Here is an 18,405-nt window from a genome sequence, read left to right as displayed (position 1 = left end):
GATGGGTGTGTGTTTCGCACAGTTTCCCCACCAAAAAACAAAAACAAAACCAAGACCAACAGATCCATAGGGAGAAAGACAAGATGACTGCAAAGTCCACAGTAACCCGCCGCTCCATCCTGAAAGGGGCAGGCGCGGCAGCTCTGGCGGCGCCGCTCTACTCCAAGAGCGCACTGGCCTCCTCTGGCGAGATCAACATCCTGATGTGGTCGGACTATCTGCCGCCGGAATTCATTTCCGGGTTCGAGGCCAAGACCGGCATCAAGGTGAATTACACCGGTATCGGTTCGAACGAAGAAATCATCAACAAAATGAAGGCCACGAAAGGTCAGGGCTTTGACATCGTGTCCCCGACCAACAACCGCTCGCTGCAGTGGGGGCCGCTGGAGCTTTTGAAGCCGTTTGACATGAATAAGGTCAATGTCGATGCGGTGAACCCCGCAATGGCAAAGATCGGCACCGATGCGTGGAACTTTGACGGTGCGGGTGTGCACTGGCTGCCGCACATCTGGGGCACCGAAGGCATTGCCTATCGGACCGACAAATGGCTGCCCGCGGGTGATGCGCCGTCTTATGGCGATGTCTGGTCCGAGGAAAACGCAGGCAAGACAATGGGCCGAGCCCATTCGATGATGTTGGGTGCAGGTCTTTACATGGAAGCCTCTGGCGAAATGGAGCCGGGTTCGGTTTGGGCGGCCTACAACGACGAAGACACCATGCGCAAGGTCTGGGGTCAGATCGCCGACTGGTGCATTGAGCGTAAGAACCGCATCAAGCTGATCTGGAACGATGCAGACACCCAGAAGAACGGACTGCTGAACGAGGGTGTTGTTGTGGGTCAGACCTGGGATGGTCCGCCGCTGGCGCTGAAATCCGCAGGCGAGCCCGTGCACTATCAGGCCCCGGTTGAAGGCGCGATGGCGTGGGTTGACGGTATGTCGATGCCGGTTGGTGCCCAGAACGAAGAGCAGGTCTACGCCTTCATCGACTATGCCTACGAAAAAGAGCCGGCAGGCAAAGCCATCGACAGCCACGGCTACAACTCTCCGGTTCTGGAGGCAGACAGCTTCTCTGGTGATGTCTACAAAAAGAACTTTGCCGAAGCCTATCCTGGTGACAGCCTTGCCAACCTGAACCCCTGGCCGGCGGAAGCCCCGTGGTATGCGGACGTGCGGACCGAGTTCGTCAACAAGTTCAAGAGCGCCTGATCTGATCAGCGTGCAGAACTGGCCCCCGCTGTGGTGGGGGCCAGCCACACGCCGCAGGCGTAATTTCAACATATTATCAATCGGATGCAGGTGGCGTCGACCGGTGGGTTTCCACCGGATGTGTCTGTGCACCGAAGGAGAAGCCAAATGAGTGCTGGGGTTGGCGTAGATCTTGAGAACCTCTGGATCCGCTTTGGAGATTTCGTCGCGGTGCGCGACGCGAATGTCAAAATCAACGGGGGCGATTTCTTTTCGTTTCTGGGCCCGTCCGGCTGCGGCAAGACGACAATTCTGCGGGCCGTTTCGGGGTTTCTGGAGCCGAGCGAGGGCAATGTCCTGATCGGCGGAAACAACATGCGCGGGATTGGGCCGAACAAGCGCCCGACGGCGCTGATCTTTCAGAACCTCGCCCTCTTCCCGCTGATGAAAATCTGGGAGAACATCACCTTTTCCATGGAGATCAAGGGGGCCTCTGCCAAGGAACGTCGCAAGCGTGCGGACGAACTTCTGGACATGATCGCGCTGCCGGGGCAGGGCGACAAGCTGCCCTCCGAACTGTCGGGTGGTCAACGCCAGCGGGTTGCCATCGCCCGCGCGCTCTGTGCGGAGCCGGACGTCTTGTTGCTGGATGAGCCGCTGTCGGCGCTGGATCTCAAGTTGCGTCAGCACATGCGCACCGAACTGCGCGAGATCCAGCAGCGGGTTGGCATTACCTTCATCTACATCACCCACGATCAGGGCGAGGCGCTGACCATGTCCGACAACATCGCGGTGATGAAGGCAGGTGTGATTGACCAGATTGCGGATGGCAAAACCATCTACAACGACCCTGCAACCGCCTTTGCAGCGTCTTTTGTTGGGGAAAACAATGTTTTCCGGGGCAAGGTGCAGCAGGTCATGGGCGACGAGGCCATGATCCGGACCAATCGATCCGGTGATCTGGTGGCGCGGATCTCCTCGGCCAACCGCGGAAAGCTGAAAGTGGGCGATGATGCGATGATGTTCATCCGCCCCGAGGCCTTCTCTCTCGCGCCGCAAGGCGCCACGGGTGATCATTTCGTCACTGCCAAGGTCAACCACGAAGAATTCGAGGGCAATGTCTTCAACATCTTCATGGAAGGCGAAGGCGGTAAGGAGCTCAAGGTCTCCATCCCCAACCTCGGTCAGTCGTTCGAGGATCACACAGGCCAGAACATCACGCTGGAATACGAGACGCAAAATGCGGTTGTCGTGCCTGCTGGTGAACTGGCTGCGGAATGAGAGGGGCCGAACCATGCCTAGTTTCCTGAAGGAATTCTTCAAACGGAACGGCGTCGGCATGGGCAGTGTGATGCTGGGTCTTGTCCTGTTCTGGACGATTGGCCTGATCATTCTGCCACAGCTGTCGATGCTGGACTTTTCGTTCCGGCCCAACCTGCCGCCGCCGGAAATTGGCGGGCCCAAGGATGTCTACACGCTGGAGAACTACAAATACCTGATCTACGGTCCGGAAGGCGGCAGTCAGGATTATAACGCTGTCGATCTTCGGGTTTTCTTTCGAACGCTGGTGGCTGCGGTCTGTGTGACTGTTTTCAACCTGATCCTGTGCTACCCGATCGCCTATTACCTGGCCCAGACCAAGGGCAATCACATCCGTATCTTTGCGCTGATGCTGATCATTCCCTATTGGATCAACGAGATCCTGCGCGCCTTTGCTTTGCGCATCATCTTTGGCGAAACGGGGGTTTTGAACAATCTGCTGGTCGGGATGGGGCTGTTTGACACGCCGTTTGACTTTATCCGCAATGACATCGCGCTTTATGCGGGTCTGGGGTACGCCTACATCCTTCTCATGATCTTCCCGATCTACAATGTGATCGAGAGCCTCGACCGCAACCAGATCGAAGCGGCGCGCGATATGGGGGCCAGCTGGCCGATGATCCACCGCCGCGTGGTGATCCCCTATGCCAAGCCGGGTATTTCGTCGGGGTGCACCATGGTGTTCATGCTGTCGGCCGGCGCATTGGCCGCACCACAGATCCTGGGCGGGCCGTCGTCCCTGTGGTTCACACAGCTGATTTATCAGCAGTTCAATGACAACTCCGATTGGCCGCAGGGGGCCGCCTATGCAGTGGTTCTGCTGGTCACCTGTATCCTGCTTGTTCTGGCAATCATGCGCCTGTTTAAGGTGAATATGGGAGACATCGGCAAATGAAGAGCTTCTCCTTCCTTCGCTTGAGCGTATGGTTCTATCTGGCGATTTTCTTCGCCTATCTGTTGGGGCCGTTGGTGATCATGTCGGTCACCGCTTTCAACTCGCCAGAGTTTCCGCGGGCGTCGCCTTGGGAATGCCTGACCTTTGAATGGTTCTCTGCCCTGTTTCAGGATGAACGCATTCTGAACGGGATCTGGAATTCCATTCTGGTCGGTGCAGGCACGGTGGTTCTGTCTGTTGCGATGGGGCTGGCCGGAGCGCTGATGCTCACTCAGATCTGGCCGAAACTGCGCGCAACCTACTACACGATCATCATTGCGCCGATTCTCATTCCTGGCGTCGTGCTTGGTATCTCGACCCTTGTGTTCTGGGACCGGATCAACCGGATGTTGGGGCTGGGGGCGGATAGTTTCCTGTCCAATGGCTTGTTCCTGACCATCATTGGCCAGTCCACCTTTATTGCCAGCTACTGCATGCTTGTTCTGGTCGCGCGTTTGCAGCGCTATGACATCGCGCTGACAGAGGCGGCACTGGATCTGGGCGCAACCCACGCGCAGGCATTCCGCAAGGTTCTGCTGCCGTTCATGAAACCGGCAATTGCCTCTGCGGCGGTGCTGGCCTTCCTGGCGAGCTTTGAGAACTACAACACCACCACCTTCACCTTCGGGGAATACCCGACACTGACAATCGAACTGGCCCAGAAGGTTCGCTATGGCATCACGCCTGCGATTTCGGCTCTGGCCTTTATCATCGTGGTGTTGACGGTGTTTGCCGCGCTTGCAAACGAGGCGAACATTCGTCGCAAGGAGCTGGTCGCAGCTGCGCGCAAGGATGCCACTGTCGAAGAACTGGAAAGTGGCCGGCTGCGGTTGCCGAATTTCTTCAGCTCGAACTGGGCTGCGGTTGCCCTGGTTGTTGTCGCCTGTCTGACCATTGCAACGGTCGGAACCGCAACAGTCTACAGCCCGCAACAGTGTATTGCGGATATCCGCGAGCAAAAGCGGCTTGAGACTGAGGCGCGCATTCAGGAACTGCGCCAACGCCGCGCAGAAGAAGCAGCGCGTCGGGCTGCTGAAGAGGCGGAAAAAGGCGATGCTGCCACGGGCGGGACATCAACCGCGCCTGCCACTGGTGGCAACAACTCTGGCTTCGGCAATGTGTTTGATCCCAATGCCCTTGGTGGTGGGTCATCAGATTCAGAAGAGACCGATGACCAGAGCAGCGCACCCAGTTCCGGTGGCGGCAGCTCTGCTTTTGGTGGTGCATTTGACCCCAATGCCCTGTCCGGGGGCGGCTCGGACGGCAACTAAAGCGACAAAGGTAGGGCAGTCAAAACTGTCCTGCCTTTCAAATCACGAACCCCCTGCCCAGAGAAATCCGGGCAGGGGGTTTTTCGTTTCCTGATCGGGAGGCTGGCAGTCAGCCCATGCTGACCCTTGCTGCCACGGTCTGGCGAACGGGGGCCTGCACAGTCCCAAACCGCCGCAGTTTATGCCAGCCGGTCAACCGACCTGTCAAAATCCGCCACAGCGAACGGTAGACATTGATGATCAGCAACTGGCGATAGATCAGCCGGTTGAGCAGCAGCAGGAACACCATTCGGCGAGGCGTGGAGGGTTCGGAGCGAACCGCATAATCAGCCATGATCATTTCCAGCAGCGGCAAAGCGAGGAAAATTGACAGAATGATATAGTCCCGTGCGGTAAAGGCATCAAAACTGGTGCCGTCAAAGCTGGTGATGAAGCGCGCCAGCATCAGAACAAGCAACAGATCGATGATCGGGCCAAGCAGCGGCATGATCACACCAAACAGCACCAGATCCGTCAGCCCGACAAGCCCGATGGCATGGCCCTTGCGGATCGTCGCACGGTGTTTCCAGGCTGATTGCAGGATGCCGATGGACCAGCGCATGCGCTGTTTCATCAGCGTGCCAACAGATGCGGGTGCCTCTGTGTAGGCATAGGCTTTTTCAGCGGCCCGCACGACATAGCCAGCCTCCAGCAGCGAGATGGTAAGATCCGTGTCCTCCGCCAAGGTCTGGCTGGAGTAATAGCCGCATTCACGAACGGCAGCGGTCCGCCAGGCTCCAAAAGCACCGGGGACCACCATGATAGCGTTGATCGTCTCATAGGCGCGACGATCGATGTTCTGGGCGACGGTGTATTCCAGCTTTTCCAGTTTGGTCAGCAGGTTGTTGGAGTTGCCAACCATGATTTTTCCGGCCACGGCCCCGACCTTTGGGTTGCGAAGCGGCTGCATCAGGCGGCGGATTGCGTCAGGCGCGACGATTGTATCCGCATCAATGGCCACAACATAGTCGGTGGTGACATGGGCAAAGGCGAGGTTTGCGGCCTTCCACTTGCCGCCGTTTGGCTGGCGCAGGATCTGAACCTTTGGATTGTTCAGATAAGTCTTTGAAACCAAGTCATAGGTTGCATCGGTCGAACCGTCATCGACAACCAGAACCGACAGGTTCGGATAATCGGAATCAAGGACGCTGTAGATGGTCTTGAGGATGCTTTTCTCTTCGTTATAGGCGGGAATGACCACGGTCACCGGTGCGGTGAAATCACCGGTGCGATGGCGGAGATCCGAACGGGACAGGCGTTTTGAGCGGATCGCCAGCACGAACAGCGTCAGCGCCCGCAATACCCCCAGAAACACGGCAAGCGGGACGATGTAGGAAACCCAGGTTGCGCCACTGCCAACGCCGCTGAAGGCAAGGGATTCAAAAGATTCCAGTTGGCTGACCTGGCGGGTTTCGTAGGGTGTGCCAAAGCTTGCCATTGCCTCTTTCAGAGAAATGAACTCGTAGCCGCGCGCCTTCAACTCCGGAATGAGCAGTGCCAGAGCAGCGACAGTGTTGCTGCGTTCACCGCCGCCATCATGCAAAAGCAAGACCTGACCGGAACCGTCCAGCTGTTCGATTGTGTAGTCGACCAGCTCCCGAGGGCTGAGGTCACGCCAATCCGGCGGCACGATGTCGGCGCCCAGAAGATGGTAACGCTGATCGATAACGGCCTTCAGGCGGCGGGCCATCTCTCCCTCAAGCGGGCCGGGACCACGCATGTATGGCGCGCGAAAAACAACAGGGGTCTTACCGGTGAGCCAGGAAAACATCCGCGACTGCAAGGCCAGCTCCACCTGAACCCGGTTCGGTGATGACCGATCCAGCTGAGGGTGGGAAAAGGTGTGCAGGCCAAAGTCATAGTCGTTCTGTGCCATCGCATTCACGACCGACTTATGCTCGAACATCTGGTTGCCGATCATGAAGAAGGTGGCAGGAACCTCTGCATCCGCCAGGATATCCAGAACGTCCTGGGTGTGCTCTTTGGTGGGGCCATCGTCAAAGGTCAGCAGAATGCTTTTGTCCGGAAGGGCGCCGTAGCGCTGGCCAATCACCGGGGTCGGCAACGGATCGGTAATCGCCTCTGTCACGCGCAGGGTTTCAGGGTCGCGGCTGACGGTGCGACGCCCCGGAACCTCTGTCTGGTCGAACCGGATAAACGCGCCTTCACCGCGGTAGGAGACAAAGCTGCCGAGGTCGATTTCCTTCAGCGATGCAAAGGCGTCCTCAGACAGGATGTCTGCATTCGAGAGCAGCGGCCAGATGGACGGGTCTTCCTGCCCAAGGCCCCAGATGGCGACACCATCGATGTTGGCTTCGGACACAGACAACAGTTGGCTGTAGTGGCTGACCGCATCAAGATACCAGATCATGTTCCGCTCACCCGCGCTGTCCATATAGGAGATCAGCCCGTGTCCTTTTTCTGGCGAGTAGCCGGCGAAGGCGCGGTATTGATCAGCCTGAGACATGGCGTCTGCATAGCTGATGAACTCCGGCACCGGTTCTGCCGTGCTCCAGTGAACGCCACCGGATGCAAGGCCAACAACCAGCTTTTCGGAGGGGATGATATCCTGTGCACGCACCAGCGTTTCTTCGAACCAGTCCAGTGGCGCGGGGGATTCCTCATAAATGCTGAGACGGAAGCTGTTTTGAACAATGGGAAGGATCACGCGGTCTGGCAGTTCCGCGCTATATGCCAAGGCTTCGATCTGGTCCGGGGCGACGACGACGCAGTTTTCCAATCCCTTTTGGGTAAAGCTGGCCTGCACGCCTTCGATCTCTCCCAGCGCCTTGCGTAGGTTTTCGACTTCGAGCCGACGCACATCAAAGCAAAGGCCGGACCAACCTTCGGTCACAGCCAGATCTGCCGTCTTGGCCCATAGGTCCGGGTTCTGCCCTTCCAGGACGTCCGCTTGCACGTGGATCAACGGCTGGATCGGATGGCCACCAAAGGGGTTGTTGCGCACAATGTACGGAACGCTCTCACCTGTGTGGCCCGACTGCAGCCAATCGATGCCGTTATCGCTCAGCATCAGCCATTCGGGAACATAGGTGTTGATGGTGTCGCAGGTACGGCTGATCGCGTTTGACACATCCTCAAGGTTGGCCGCGACAAAGGCGTAGACCTGCGAGGGGTTGCCGCTGGCGGTGCGTGCAGCCATTCCATCACCAGTGCATGCCGCCGCCATTTCGGTCGGTGTGGTGGCGTGTTGGTGAAGCTGATTGTGACCCAGATGGTCGTGACCACTGTCGCCATGCAGGCTGTCGTTTTGCGGCAGGAAACGGCGCAAGTCCTGCGAGGCGACTGTTTTTGCAGGACTTTCCTGAAACAGCGTGCGCGCAAAGTTGAACTCGGTAATCACATTCTTGGTGACGGCGAAGATCATCGCGAGCGCGAGAGCAACCAGCAGAACAAAGATCAACACAGCCAGCAGAGGACGGGCAGGACCATCTGCTTTAAAGATCTGCCGCTGCGGATCCGTGGAGTTTGACATCTCCGCCGGGAGAATCTCAGTCGGGAATGTCTTGAAACGACGCGGTTTGGGCGCTGCGCGCTTTGCACTGCGTTTGGTGGGCCCTGGCGCCGGCCGGTTTTTGATCGTCGTAGTCATCACTTGCCAACCCGTTGAAAAAAACGTGGTAATCAGTCGTTCACAGTTGGGGGGCAGGCGATTTTCGCCATCAAGTGAGGTCAGAACTTTTCGATTCCGCCGTCACTCGTTAAGTTTTTAACAAAACCTTAAGGGTATTTCAAGGTGGGCACCGGTTTGTTGAGAGTTTAGGTTAACACCAGCCGGAACCGGAACATTGGACAGGGTCGATGCCGTTGAAACGTCGTGAATTTCTGGGTTTGGCTACCTCTGGCCTGATGAGCGCGGCATATCCGTCGTTGGCTCAGACGTCGCGCGTGGAGGGGATCCGGGCCTTTTCCGTGCTGCTGACCGGTGTGCATCCCTCGCTGCCAGAAAATGCGCTTGGCTCGTTGATTTTTGCCTTTTTGTCCCAAGGGGTTGCCGTCTCAGTCGAGGTGGATTTCGAGGCCTTTGCGAAACACACGCCGGACGCATTGCACCCGACTTTGGCGATGTTGAATGAAACGTCGGCGCGAAACAGGACCTTTGTCGAGATTGTCCCGGCCATGCCCGGCTTGCTGGGTCAGACAGGGTATTTCAAGGCGCGGCACTTGTGGCGGGTTCGCAATCAGATCAACCAATTGCTGCCCGGAGCCCTGAGCGAAGCAACACAGACAGCACATTTTTCGACCGTCTCAACCGGTCTATTGGATGCCGACCTGCGACAGGACGGGCTGCGCACTGGTGGCTGCACGACTGTAATTTACGACGCTGTCGATAGCCCCGAACAGGAGGCGCTGCTGGGGCCTGCAGCGGTCTTGATGGTTCCGCTCAAGGCGCGGCTGGATCTGGCGGATGCGGTTCAGCAGATGACGCCGGCACTGTTTGACAGGCTAGGGGACGGCACGGCCTTGGCGATCAATGTCCAGGAGCTGCCGATCAATCCGGCCCGGGCCTACGAAATCGGCCAGCGGGTTGCCGCATCGGTCAACCGGGCGCGGTTGTCCAGCTATCTGCTGTCAGTGTTGCCGCGGGAGATTTACAAACGTTGTTGTGCCTTCCTGCCCAATCATTCCCGCCATTTCGTCCTTTTGCCTGAGGTGCCGGATGATCGAGCGTCTTATGACCGAATGCTTGGGCAGGCGCGGGCTCTTCTTGATGTGGACTGCGTCACCCTCGTCAGCGGGGGCGGCACCGGAACGGATGGCGCGCTCTGGGTCCGGACGCGGGATGGCGAAACCCATCGGTTGGGGGCGCCGGGCATTGCGCCCGATGGCGTGCCGGTTGAGGGGCCGCTTTTTCTGGCGGACGAGGTTGCCCCGCAACGGGGGGACATCCGCCACCCGGACGCCGTGTTTCTGCACCGGGCCGAAGCGGCGGGCAAAGTCGCTTCAAAGGTGCCGCCATCAAACGGGATTTGCCTGAACTATCCCGTGACAATCGTGGATCCGGCCCATGAGTTGTTTCTGCAGGCGCGTCAGACGCTCAGCCAGCCGACGCTTGCTGCAGAAAAGGTGCGTTTTGATGACGGGCTGATGGCAGATGCGGAACTGGCCTATTCGTATCTTGAGCAGGCAGAGATGTCGGCCACTGGGCTCGCGCTCACTGTGCGCAAGCAGATCAACGGCAAGTCGTTCAACAATGCCGAAATCACAATGTGGGATGTGGGCAGCCTGATACTGGGGCTTTTGGCTGCGGCTGACCTGGGACTTGTACCAGAACGTGAAGCCTATGCCCGTATCCGCAAAATCATGCGCAGCTTGCCGGTTATCCAGGACGGAGACCATGCCTATCCCCCGACGCTGATCAATGTGCGGGATGTCTCGATTGAACGGGACGGGTTTGATGCATGCGACTTTGGGCGCCTCAGCAGTGCGGTCACGCGTGCCGCGCAACGCCCTGACCTGGCCGAGGCGGCAAGCCAGTTGATCGGGAAATGGAAGGTTGGCGGCCTCATTCAGGATGGCGCCCTGATCAACATCTTGCAGACCCGAACACAGTCTTCCTACCTGTCGCATTGCGCCCACTACTTGGCGCGGGTGCTGCCAATGCTTGGCTATGCCGAGATGCGTTCGCCTTATCGAGAGGCCTTTGTGGGCGAAACGCTTGCGGATCGAACCGTCAGTCTGCTGTATGCGGTGGATCAGATCGGTATTTTACCAACAGAACCGTTGCTGCTTGAATATGTCGAGTTGGGGCCCTCTGCAGAATGCTCTGTTTTGAGTGACGTTTTCTTGGGCGCGATGAAGTACCATTTTGACGAAACAGGCCAAATCCTCGCCCCGTCAGAAACTCCGATCGATACGGCCCCCTGGTTTGTCTACCAGGGCTTCGATCTGGGGCATGCGACCCGCTGGAATGTCAGCTATCGCCGGGGTCGTGAGGTGTTTTTCGACCCGGTCGAGAGCAGTGAGTTTGGCATCTATTCAACTAAGGCGGCATATCTCTGGTATGCTGTGCGCCCCTGTGCCTACACCAGACAGATGCTTCAGCTGGCGCAAAACCGTGCCCGCATAGAGGGGTTCGGAATGAGCAGCGGGCTGTTTCTGGATGGCTATGGTCAGATGCAAAACCATGCTGACCTGAACACAAATGGCATCGTTTTGCAGGCTCTCGCCCATATCAAACGCCGGTCGTGACGCCCCGAACACTGTCAGAATATGTGCCCAACCCGCAAGGGCGGGCTGGGCTGTGCTACATGATATCATGGGGTCCGGTGGCCGGTGTGATTAGCCGACGGGACCAAATACCTGACAGCCGCTTTCAGAAATCTCGCCACGGGTAACAGGATAACCTCGACGTGGGTTCATTCGGATGGGCTGCATTCCGGTAAGCCGATACATGCACTGCTCGGTTTCGCGAACGCTGCTGTTTTTGCCGCCGATATAGATGTCGAGCCAGGGCCGCCCGTTCTTGCCTGTGTAGCAGGGGCCGTTTTGGGGCTGATATCCATCCCCGCAGACATCTTCGACGATGGCGTATTTGCGCAGCCGTTCAATGTAAAAACGGGTGCCGGGGGGGAAATCCAGCGTTTGGCGACCGCCGCGGATCGCATGGCCCACGGCGATTGTGATCGGATCGTTGTATGTTCCGGTGCCGCCGGCCTGTTGGCGCAGAACGGGGCGGGCGATTGCTGCGCTTCCCGGTGGTGTGTTGTCCCAGTAACTGTAGCCGGTCAGGTAGCCTTCGAAACGGACTTCCGTGCCTTGCTTCACATAGCGTTTCAGCTGGGCTTTCATGTTGTTGTTGATGCTTTGAGCGGGCAACATACCTGCGCAGATGCCTGTGATAGCCAGGGCCGCAGCAGCAATGGCGGATTTGCGGATCAGTGAGTTTTGGATCTTCGACATGCTCAATTCCTTGTCGAGGGCAGCCTCGGGTTGGGGGGCTGACAGCGGGTCAGCGCGCCGTGGACAGGACAGATCCGGACCGGAGCAGACCGGCATTCGGATCAGTTGGTTCAAAAGGCCCTGTCAGGCGTCTTATCGCTCTCATCTACGGTTGTTCAGGACGCCCCCCGGGAGCATGTGTCCTGCCATCAAAAGGATCTCCGGCCGCTGACCCCTCCGATTGGGGAAAAGCGGGTACACCATGTGCGGGGCCTGACACAAAGCACAGCAACGTGTCTGGGCAGAAATTCACCCAGCTATCGGCGGAAATCCGTCAGTTTAGTTTTGCGTGAGAGCTTGATTTTTTGGTCAAACTTATTGTGCGATATTCGAACATCGTCGCCGTCGTCGGCGAAGGGAGACAAAGATGTCTGCCCAGGCGGCACGGTTGGCAGCCATCGTGGCCCATAAGAAAAGCGCAGCCTGAATCCATCTGCCTTTGCGAACGGGTGTATGTAGCAACGCACATGCCTGTACGAAATCAGCGCCACCAACGGGCGTAGCCCCGTTCAGAGGGTGGGTTAATTTTTTGTATCCTTCACAATGCGCTGATGCAGCGTCCTGTGGCCAAGCTATGGCTGGATTGCGCAAAATCCCGCGCCTGCAATGGCGAGAACAAGAACTGTTCGACGGCGTCATTCCCACCTCCTGGTTGCGGGTGTATTGCCAGTGAAACACCCGTTTTTGGGGGCGATCTCACTGCGCGATGCGGAGAGGTTAGGCTGACAAATCTTAAACCACGTTAAAATGGAGCGATTCGGATCACTCATAATGAGAGCAATTTGATTCAACGGCAGGTTACCGCCGACAGTTTTACGTCTTTTGGGGTGTTTGTTTGCGAGGCGGAAACATCAGTTGCGCCCTTGGTGGCGAACTGCTGCGGTTTCCTGGTCAAACGAATCGAAAATTGCCCGTTCGGTGCCGAATCCCTACACGCTCAGAGTGTTTGAACCACGCCGCTACATCCGAGTATCACGCCAAACGGCCGTAGATACGCCGAAAGGAGCAGAAAACCGCCAACCCGGACATCAAATAGGGTTAGATGTGATCTTAGGTTTTGATTTTTGGGGATTTTTTTACTGGTGCTGCTGGAGAGAATTGAACTCTCGACCTCTCCCTTACCAAGGGAGTGCTCTACCTCTGAGCTACAGCAGCGCCGGTGAGGGGGCTTTTAGGGGGAAACTCTCGGGGGTGCAAGAGCATTCTGGACGGTTTTTTCACTCTCCGGTACAGAAGATCTATGGCAGAGAAGAAAACAGCAAAAAACAAAGGGTCTGCGCAGACGCGGGAAGACCGGTTGAAGGCCGCATTGAAGGCGAATATGGCCCGCCGCAAGGCGCAGGCCAAGGCGCGTGCGGTCAGTGACGACAGCGATTCCCCCGCAACAAGCAGTTCCAAGGAGTAAAGAGCAGATGGATTCGATTTTGGTGACGGGGAATGGCCCCCTCAAGGGACAAATTCCGATTGCAGGGGCCAAGAACGCCTGCCTTACCCTCATGCCGGCGACCTTGCTGAGTGAGGAACCGCTGACGCTGACCAATGCGCCGCGTCTGAGCGATATCAAAACAATGACGCTGCTGCTGCAATCGCTGGGCGCCGAGGTCTCCAGCTTGCAGGACGGTCAGGTGCTGGCCTTGTCGAGCCACAACCTCACCAGCCACGTTGCCGATTATGACATCGTCCGCAAAATGCGTGCGTCCAACCTGGTGTTGGGGCCGATGCTGGCGCGGCTTGGGCAGGCCGTGGTCTCGTTGCCGGGCGGTTGTGCCATTGGTGCGCGACCGATGGATCTGCATATCCACGGGCTGGAAGCCCTGGGCGCGGAAATCGAACTGAAAGATGGCTATCTGCACGCCAAGGCGCCGAACGGGTTGAAAGGGGCAGTTGTCGAACTGAGCTTTGCTTCGGTCGGCGCAACCGAGAACATCATGATGGCGGCAACGCTTGCCAAGGGGACCACCGTCATCAAAAACGCGGCGCGCGAGCCTGAGATCGTCGATCTTGCGGATTGCCTGCGCAAGATGGGGGCGCAGATCGAAGGTGACGGTTCGCCCGATATCACCATTCAGGGCGTTGACCGACTGCATGGTGCAACGCATCAGGTGGTAACTGACCGGATCGAACTGGGAACCTATATGTTGGCGCCTGCGATTTGTGGTGGTGAAGTGGAGCTGCTTGGCGGTCGTCGCAGCCTGCTTGAGAGCTTCTGTGCGAAGCTGGAAGCCGCCGGGGTCGAGATCATCGAGAACGACAATAGCCTGACAGTGCGCCGAGGTGACAATCGGGTGAAGGCAGTCGATGTGGTTACAGAGCCGTTCCCAGGTTTTCCGACAGACCTGCAGGCGCAGATGATGGCGCTGATGTGCACGGCGGAAGGCACCTCGGTTCTGGAAGAAAAGATCTTCGAGAATCGCTTTATGCACGCGCCGGAACTGGTGCGCATGGGGGCTCAGATCGAAGTGCATGGCGGCCATGCGACCGTAACGGGCGTTGAAAAGCTGAAAGGCGCGCCAGTCATGGCGACGGATCTGCGGGCGTCGGTGTCCTTGATCCTTGCTGGTCTTGCTGCTGAGGGGCAGACCAAGGTGAGCCGTGTCTACCACCTTGATCGCGGCTACGAGCATGTGGTGCGCAAGCTGTCTGCAGTTGGCGCAAAGATTGAGCGCATCAAGGAGGAATGATGGCAGACGCACGCTTTGATGACGGGCGCGAGGCGCCTTTGAACCTTGGTGCTTTTGAGGTGGATGACCTGCAGGTCATCGCCTCGCTTGCACAGGATGCCGTTTTTCCGGTGACAGAAATCACCTGGCGCCCGTCTGAGCGGCGATTTGCCATCCTTCTCAATAGGTTCCGCTGGGAGGATAAAACCGCAGCGGAACGGCGTGGTCGGCCCTATGAACGGGTGCAATGCGTGCTTGTGGTGGATCAGGTGCTGGGTGTTGCCTCGCAGGGGATTAATCGCAAGGATCGCGACCTCGTGCTGTCCCTTCTGTCGGTCACGTTTGAACCTGGCGACGATGGTGAAGGCCATGTTCTGCTCACCCTTGCAGGTGACGGGGCAATCCGCCTTCATGTTGAGGCGCTTGAGGTGACGTTGCGGGATGTGACACGCCCTTACAAGGCCCCTTCTGGGGCTGCGCCTGACCACGGCGCATAACACCTCATGCTCCCATCTGCGGCATGGGGGCATCGCACGTCATACGGCTTGAGACTGCGGGGCTTGCCCTATATTGCAGGCGCAAAGGAGAGCCGAATGCCACAGTTTCTCAATACCGCTGATGCCGATTTCGAACAGGCTTTTACCGCCCTTCTCGGGGCAAAGCGCGAAGACAGTCCCGATGTCGATGCCATCGTTGCGGACATCATCGCGGATGTTCGCGCCCGCGGTGATGCCGCGCTTGTTGAACTGACCGAAAAATTCGACCGGATGAGCCTGACGGTGGACCGGTTGCAGATCTCCGAAGCTGAGATTGATGCCGCAATCGAAAACGTCTCCGCAGATGAACGCGCGGCGCTGGAACTGGCGGCGGAACGGATCCGGGCCTACCACGCGCGGCAGATGCCGGCGGATGATGAATGGCAGGATGACACCGGCGCGACCCTGGGCTGGCGTTGGTCTGCTGTTTCGGCGGCAGGGCTTTATGTGCCGGGCGGGCTGGCGAGCTATCCGTCTTCCGTTCTGATGAACGCGATCCCGGCCAAGGTTGCCGGAGTTGAACGGCTGGCAATGGTGGTCCCAACCCCTGATGGCCAGGTCAATCCGCTGGTGTTGCTGGCCGCGCGTCTTTCAGGTGTGGACGAGGTTTATCGGGTTGGTGGAGCGCAGGCAGTCGCCGCGTTGGCCTACGGCACCGAAACCATTGCGCCCGTCGACAAGATCACCGGTCCCGGCAACGCATTTGTTGCGGCGGCGAAACGCCGGGTGTTCGGCAAGGTCGGCATCGACATGATTGCAGGCCCCTCCGAAATTCTGGTGATCGCTGACAAGGACAACGACCCGGATTGGATCGCTCTGGACCTGCTGAGCCAGGCCGAGCACGACGAAAGCGCACAATCTATCCTGATCACCGATGATGAGGGGTTCGGTCGATCTGTTGCCGATGCGGTTGACGCACGTCTGCAGATGCTGGAGCGCAGCGCGATCGCCGGGCCGAGCTGGCGCGATTTCGGCGCCATCATCACAGTGCAGGATCTGGACGAGGCGGCAGAGCTGTCTAACCGCATCGCCCCCGAACACTTGGAGCTATGCGTCGCGGATCCTCGCGCCCTGAGTGAAAAGACCATTCATGCAGGCGCGATTTTTCTTGGCCAGTACACTCCCGAAGCAATCGGCGACTACATTGGTGGTCCGAACCACGTTTTGCCGACGGCCCGGTCTGCGCGGTTTTCCTCTGGCTTGTCGGTAATGGATTTCCTCAAACGCACCACATTGAGCCAAATCACGCCGGATGCTTTGCGGGCCATCGGTCCGGCAGCAGAGACCCTCGCCAAGAGCGAAAGCCTGCAAGCTCATGGGCTGTCCATTCGGGCGCGGCTTGATCGTCTCAACCGGTGATTGGCGGACACGGCGCATACTTCGGGGTGGGGCGTTCTGCGCACCGCCCCTTTTTCTTTTCGTCCTGATGGTGGCTGCACCGCATCGTGAGGGAACTTCGCGCTGCTGCTCATTGCCGTTGTCACAGGGTTCGGCTACTCAGGTATCAATGTGACCTGCGCATAGAGACCTGACCCATGAGCCGCATAAGCCAAATCGAATTGGACGACCGTAATCTGCCTCCGCCGACGCCAGAGATTGAGCAGGAGCGCCGCGTCGCCATTTTCGATTTGATCGAAGATAACAGCTTCTCCTTGCCAGCCCGAGACGAGCGCGCGGTGCCGGATGGGCCATATCACCTGGCGCTGGCGATCCGTGATAAGCGATTGGTTTTCGACGTCTCCTCCGAAAGCGGCGACAAGGCGGCAGAATTCCACCTTTCCCTGTCCCCATTTCGGCAGGTGGTGAAGGACTATTACCAGATCTGCGAGAGCTACTTTACTGCGGTCAAGACGCTGCCCCCTAGCCAGATCGAGACCATTGATATGGCCCGTCGCGGGATCCACAACGAAGGCAGCCGGGTTCTTCAGGAGCGGCTGGAGGGCAAGGCGGAGATTGATACTGATACCGCTCGCCGCCTCTTCACACTGATCTGCGTTCTGCACTTCGGAGGTTAAGGCGTGAGCGAGTTGCCGCAGTCGATCCTGTTCTGCTGTGACCACAACGCGGTCCGGTCCCCTATGGCAGAGGGGATCATGAAACAATTCTACGGCTCAGGCACCTATGTGCAGTCCGTCGGCGTCAAGAACGACATGGAGATCGACGGCTTTTGCATCGCGGTCTGCCAAGAGATCGGTGTGGAGCTGTCCCGTCATCGGTCGCGGTCGTTTGACGAGATGGAACAATGGGGGGACGATCTGTCGTCCTTTGATCTGGTGGTGGCGCTGTCCCCTGCCAGTCAGCGTCGAGCGCTGGAACTGACCCGTTTTTTTCATCTCGATGTCGAATATTGGCCAATTATGGACCCAACTGGACTGGGGGAAACCCGAGAAGCCAAGCTAGACAGCTACAGGCAAACCCGATCCCAGATCATCCAGCGCCTGACAGAGCGCTGGGGAAACCCGTTGGAGACAAAATGAACAGCACGATTTCTCGCTACTTCGAGGCGTTCAACGCAAAAGATACTGATGCCATGCTGGCCTGCCTGTCCGATGATGTGGCTCACCACGTGAACGAGGGCAAAATCCGTGTCGGCAAGGCGCTGTTCGCAGAGTTTTGCGCGCACATGAGCCGCTGCTACGATGAGAACCTCACCGATATGATGATCTTCGCCAACGAAGAGGGCACCCGTGCCGCTGCCGAATACATCGTGAATGGCGTCTATCTTGAAACCGATGCAGGCCTGCCAGAGGCGCGCAAGCAGACGTACCGTTTGCCGGCTGGGTCATTCTTTGACCTGGAGGATGGCAAGATCACGCGGGTGACCACCTATTACAACCTCGCGGATTGGACGGCGCAGGTTTCTGCCTGATGGGGCTGCGGCTGGATGTTCTGCGGGGCGAAGACCTGGCTAGGGCGATTGATGATGTTGCGCGTTTGCGCATCGCCGTATTCCGGGACTGGCCTTATCTTTACGATGGCGACCTGAGCTATGAACGGAGCTATCTGCAAAGCTATCTGGAGAGCGAACGCTCTGTGGTGGTTGGGGCTTTTGATGGCGATGAGCTGGTTGGTGCCTCGACAGGGGCCCCCCTTGCCGATCATGCCGAGGATTTTGCTTCTGCGTTCAAAGGTGCAGGTCTCGCGTTGGAGGACGTGTTTTATTGCGCTGAATCGGTTCTGCTGCCCCAGTACCGTGGGCAGGGGCTTGGACATTGGTTCTTCGATCTGCGCGAGGCCCACGCGAAGGAACTGGATTTTGCCGTGTCTGCATTCTGTAGCGTCCAGCGCCCTGACGATCATCCGGCCAAACCGCAGAATTACCGTGATCTGCATGATTTCTGGCGCAAGCGCGGGTATCAGCCCATGCCGGGAGTTGTGGCCAGTTTTTCCTGGCGCGACGTCGGGGATACGGAAGAAACCCGCAAGCCTCTGCAGTTTTGGTCACGGAACTTGACCTAAGCCAAGGTTTGCGACCCGATTGTCATATTTGCCCGCATT

15 protein-coding genes and 1 tRNA gene are annotated in these 18,405 nt (G+C 58.0%); 13 read left to right on the top strand and 3 right to left on the bottom strand.

Features of this window, described 5'->3' with window-relative positions:
* The first annotated feature begins 83 nt into the window (after positions 1 to 83).
* From KUV39_RS12235 to KUV39_RS12220, 4 genes are all read left to right on the top strand, one after another.
* Positions 84 to 1,208: an extracellular solute-binding protein gene (locus KUV39_RS12235; RefSeq protein WP_008561105.1), complete on the top strand. Its 1,125-nt coding sequence runs from the start codon at positions 84 to 86 to the stop codon at positions 1,206 to 1,208.
* 147 nt (positions 1,209 to 1,355) lie between these two features.
* Entirely contained in the window at positions 1,356 to 2,468 is a 1,113-nt protein-coding gene (locus KUV39_RS12230) for an ABC transporter ATP-binding protein (RefSeq protein WP_008561939.1), read from the top strand.
* A gap of 13 nt (positions 2,469 to 2,481) precedes the next feature.
* Positions 2,482 to 3,402 carry an ABC transporter permease gene (locus KUV39_RS12225; protein ID WP_008561069.1) on the top strand — a complete coding sequence of 307 codons (921 nt, stop codon included), beginning with the start codon at positions 2,482 to 2,484 and terminating at the stop codon, positions 3,400 to 3,402.
* A complete protein-coding gene (locus KUV39_RS12220; protein WP_222459878.1) occupies positions 3,399 to 4,712 on the top strand; it encodes an ABC transporter permease in 1,314 nt (437 codons plus the stop codon). Before KUV39_RS12225 ends, KUV39_RS12220 begins: the two co-directional genes overlap by 4 nt.
* A 109-nt stretch (positions 4,713 to 4,821) precedes the next feature.
* Here KUV39_RS12220 and KUV39_RS12215 read toward each other — a convergent pair whose 3' ends face one another.
* Complete coding sequence (locus tag KUV39_RS12215; protein ID WP_244998341.1) at positions 4,822 to 8,244, bottom strand: trifunctional glycoside hydrolase family 18/polysaccharide deacetylase/glycosyltransferase family 2 protein; 3,423 nt, start codon at positions 8,242 to 8,244, stop codon at positions 4,822 to 4,824.
* 326 nt (positions 8,245 to 8,570) lie between these two features.
* Between KUV39_RS12215 and KUV39_RS12210 the strand changes: the two genes are divergently transcribed.
* Entirely contained in the window at positions 8,571 to 10,961 is a 2,391-nt protein-coding gene (locus KUV39_RS12210) for a DUF3131 domain-containing protein (protein WP_222459876.1), read from the top strand.
* A gap of 90 nt (positions 10,962 to 11,051) precedes the next feature.
* Here the strand turns inward: KUV39_RS12210 and KUV39_RS12205 are convergent, their stop codons facing one another.
* Both KUV39_RS12205 and KUV39_RS12200 read right to left on the bottom strand, forming a co-directional pair.
* Complete coding sequence (locus KUV39_RS12205) at positions 11,052 to 11,672, bottom strand: hypothetical protein (protein ID WP_008562532.1); 621 nt, start codon at positions 11,670 to 11,672, stop codon at positions 11,052 to 11,054.
* Positions 11,673 to 12,791: 1,119 nt separating this feature from the next.
* Positions 12,792 to 12,866, bottom strand: a tRNA-Thr gene (locus KUV39_RS12200).
* 85 nt (positions 12,867 to 12,951) lie between these two features.
* Here KUV39_RS12200 and KUV39_RS12195 point away from each other — a divergent pair.
* The 8 genes from KUV39_RS12195 to KUV39_RS12160 all read left to right on the top strand — a co-directional run bounded on the left by KUV39_RS12195 (position 12,952) and on the right by KUV39_RS12160 (position 18,366).
* Positions 12,952 to 13,116 carry a hypothetical protein gene (locus tag KUV39_RS12195; protein ID WP_165589500.1) on the top strand — a complete coding sequence of 55 codons (165 nt, stop codon included), beginning with the start codon at positions 12,952 to 12,954 and terminating at the stop codon, positions 13,114 to 13,116.
* Between the two features lie 7 nt (positions 13,117 to 13,123).
* Positions 13,124 to 14,392 carry a UDP-N-acetylglucosamine 1-carboxyvinyltransferase gene (gene murA / locus KUV39_RS12190; RefSeq protein ID WP_008560870.1) on the top strand — a complete coding sequence of 423 codons (1,269 nt, stop codon included), beginning with the start codon at positions 13,124 to 13,126 and terminating at the stop codon, positions 14,390 to 14,392.
* Entirely contained in the window at positions 14,392 to 14,868 is a 477-nt protein-coding gene (locus KUV39_RS12185) for a DUF2948 family protein (protein ID WP_008559235.1), read from the top strand. Before murA ends, KUV39_RS12185 begins: the two co-directional genes overlap by 1 nt.
* Positions 14,869 to 14,964: 96 nt before the next feature.
* Positions 14,965 to 16,266, top strand: a complete 1,302-nt coding sequence (gene hisD, locus KUV39_RS12180; protein ID WP_222459875.1) for a histidinol dehydrogenase — start codon at positions 14,965 to 14,967, stop codon at positions 16,264 to 16,266.
* 176 nt (positions 16,267 to 16,442) lie between these two features.
* Positions 16,443 to 16,922 (top strand): UPF0262 family protein, encoded by a 480-nt coding sequence (locus KUV39_RS12175; protein WP_008559312.1) that lies wholly within the window; start codon positions 16,443 to 16,445, stop codon positions 16,920 to 16,922.
* A gap of 3 nt (positions 16,923 to 16,925) precedes the next feature.
* Positions 16,926 to 17,384 carry an arsenate-mycothiol transferase ArsC gene (locus KUV39_RS12170; protein WP_008560536.1) on the top strand — a complete coding sequence of 153 codons (459 nt, stop codon included), beginning with the start codon at positions 16,926 to 16,928 and terminating at the stop codon, positions 17,382 to 17,384.
* Positions 17,381 to 17,776, top strand: a complete 396-nt coding sequence (locus KUV39_RS12165; protein ID WP_222459874.1) for a ketosteroid isomerase-related protein — start codon at positions 17,381 to 17,383, stop codon at positions 17,774 to 17,776. The genes KUV39_RS12170 and KUV39_RS12165 overlap by 4 nt, the downstream gene beginning before the upstream one ends.
* Complete coding sequence (locus KUV39_RS12160; protein WP_050686784.1) at positions 17,776 to 18,366, top strand: GNAT family N-acetyltransferase; 591 nt, start codon at positions 17,776 to 17,778, stop codon at positions 18,364 to 18,366. Before KUV39_RS12165 ends, KUV39_RS12160 begins: the two co-directional genes overlap by 1 nt.
* The last annotated feature ends 39 nt before the right edge of the window (positions 18,367 to 18,405 follow it).

It is taken from the genome of Phaeobacter italicus, from assembly GCF_019801785.1.
In the GTDB taxonomy this organism is placed as follows: domain Bacteria; phylum Pseudomonadota; class Alphaproteobacteria; order Rhodobacterales; family Rhodobacteraceae; genus Phaeobacter; species Phaeobacter italicus.
Note: the sequence above shows the minus strand (reverse complement) of the source record. Positions and strands in the feature narration are given on the sequence as shown.

Bases quoted from the DNA above. Each gene is read 5' to 3' on its own strand.
- KUV39_RS12235 (WP_008561105.1), top strand. From the start codon at position 84: ATGACTGCAAAGTCCACAGTAACCCGCCGCTCCATCCTGAAAGGGGCA.
- KUV39_RS12230 (WP_008561939.1), top strand. From the start codon at position 1,356: ATGAGTGCTGGGGTTGGCGTAGATCTTGAGAACCTCTGGATCCGCTTT.
- KUV39_RS12225 (WP_008561069.1), top strand. From the start codon at position 2,482: ATGCCTAGTTTCCTGAAGGAATTCTTCAAACGGAACGGCGTCGGCATG.
- KUV39_RS12220 (WP_222459878.1), top strand. From the start codon at position 3,399: ATGAAGAGCTTCTCCTTCCTTCGCTTGAGCGTATGGTTCTATCTGGCG.
- KUV39_RS12215 (WP_244998341.1), bottom strand. From the start codon at position 8,244: ATGTCAAACTCCACGGATCCGCAGCGGCAGATCTTTAAAGCAGATGGT.
- KUV39_RS12210 (WP_222459876.1), top strand. From the start codon at position 8,571: ATGCCGTTGAAACGTCGTGAATTTCTGGGTTTGGCTACCTCTGGCCTG.
- KUV39_RS12205 (WP_008562532.1), bottom strand. From the start codon at position 11,672: ATGTCGAAGATCCAAAACTCACTGATCCGCAAATCCGCCATTGCTGCT.
- KUV39_RS12195 (WP_165589500.1), top strand. From the start codon at position 12,952: ATGGCAGAGAAGAAAACAGCAAAAAACAAAGGGTCTGCGCAGACGCGG.
- murA (WP_008560870.1), top strand. From the start codon at position 13,124: ATGGATTCGATTTTGGTGACGGGGAATGGCCCCCTCAAGGGACAAATT.
- KUV39_RS12185 (WP_008559235.1), top strand. From the start codon at position 14,392: ATGGCAGACGCACGCTTTGATGACGGGCGCGAGGCGCCTTTGAACCTT.
- hisD (WP_222459875.1), top strand. From the start codon at position 14,965: ATGCCACAGTTTCTCAATACCGCTGATGCCGATTTCGAACAGGCTTTT.
- KUV39_RS12175 (WP_008559312.1), top strand. From the start codon at position 16,443: ATGAGCCGCATAAGCCAAATCGAATTGGACGACCGTAATCTGCCTCCG.
- KUV39_RS12165 (WP_222459874.1), top strand. From the start codon at position 17,381: ATGAACAGCACGATTTCTCGCTACTTCGAGGCGTTCAACGCAAAAGAT.
- KUV39_RS12160 (WP_050686784.1), top strand. From the start codon at position 17,776: ATGGGGCTGCGGCTGGATGTTCTGCGGGGCGAAGACCTGGCTAGGGCG.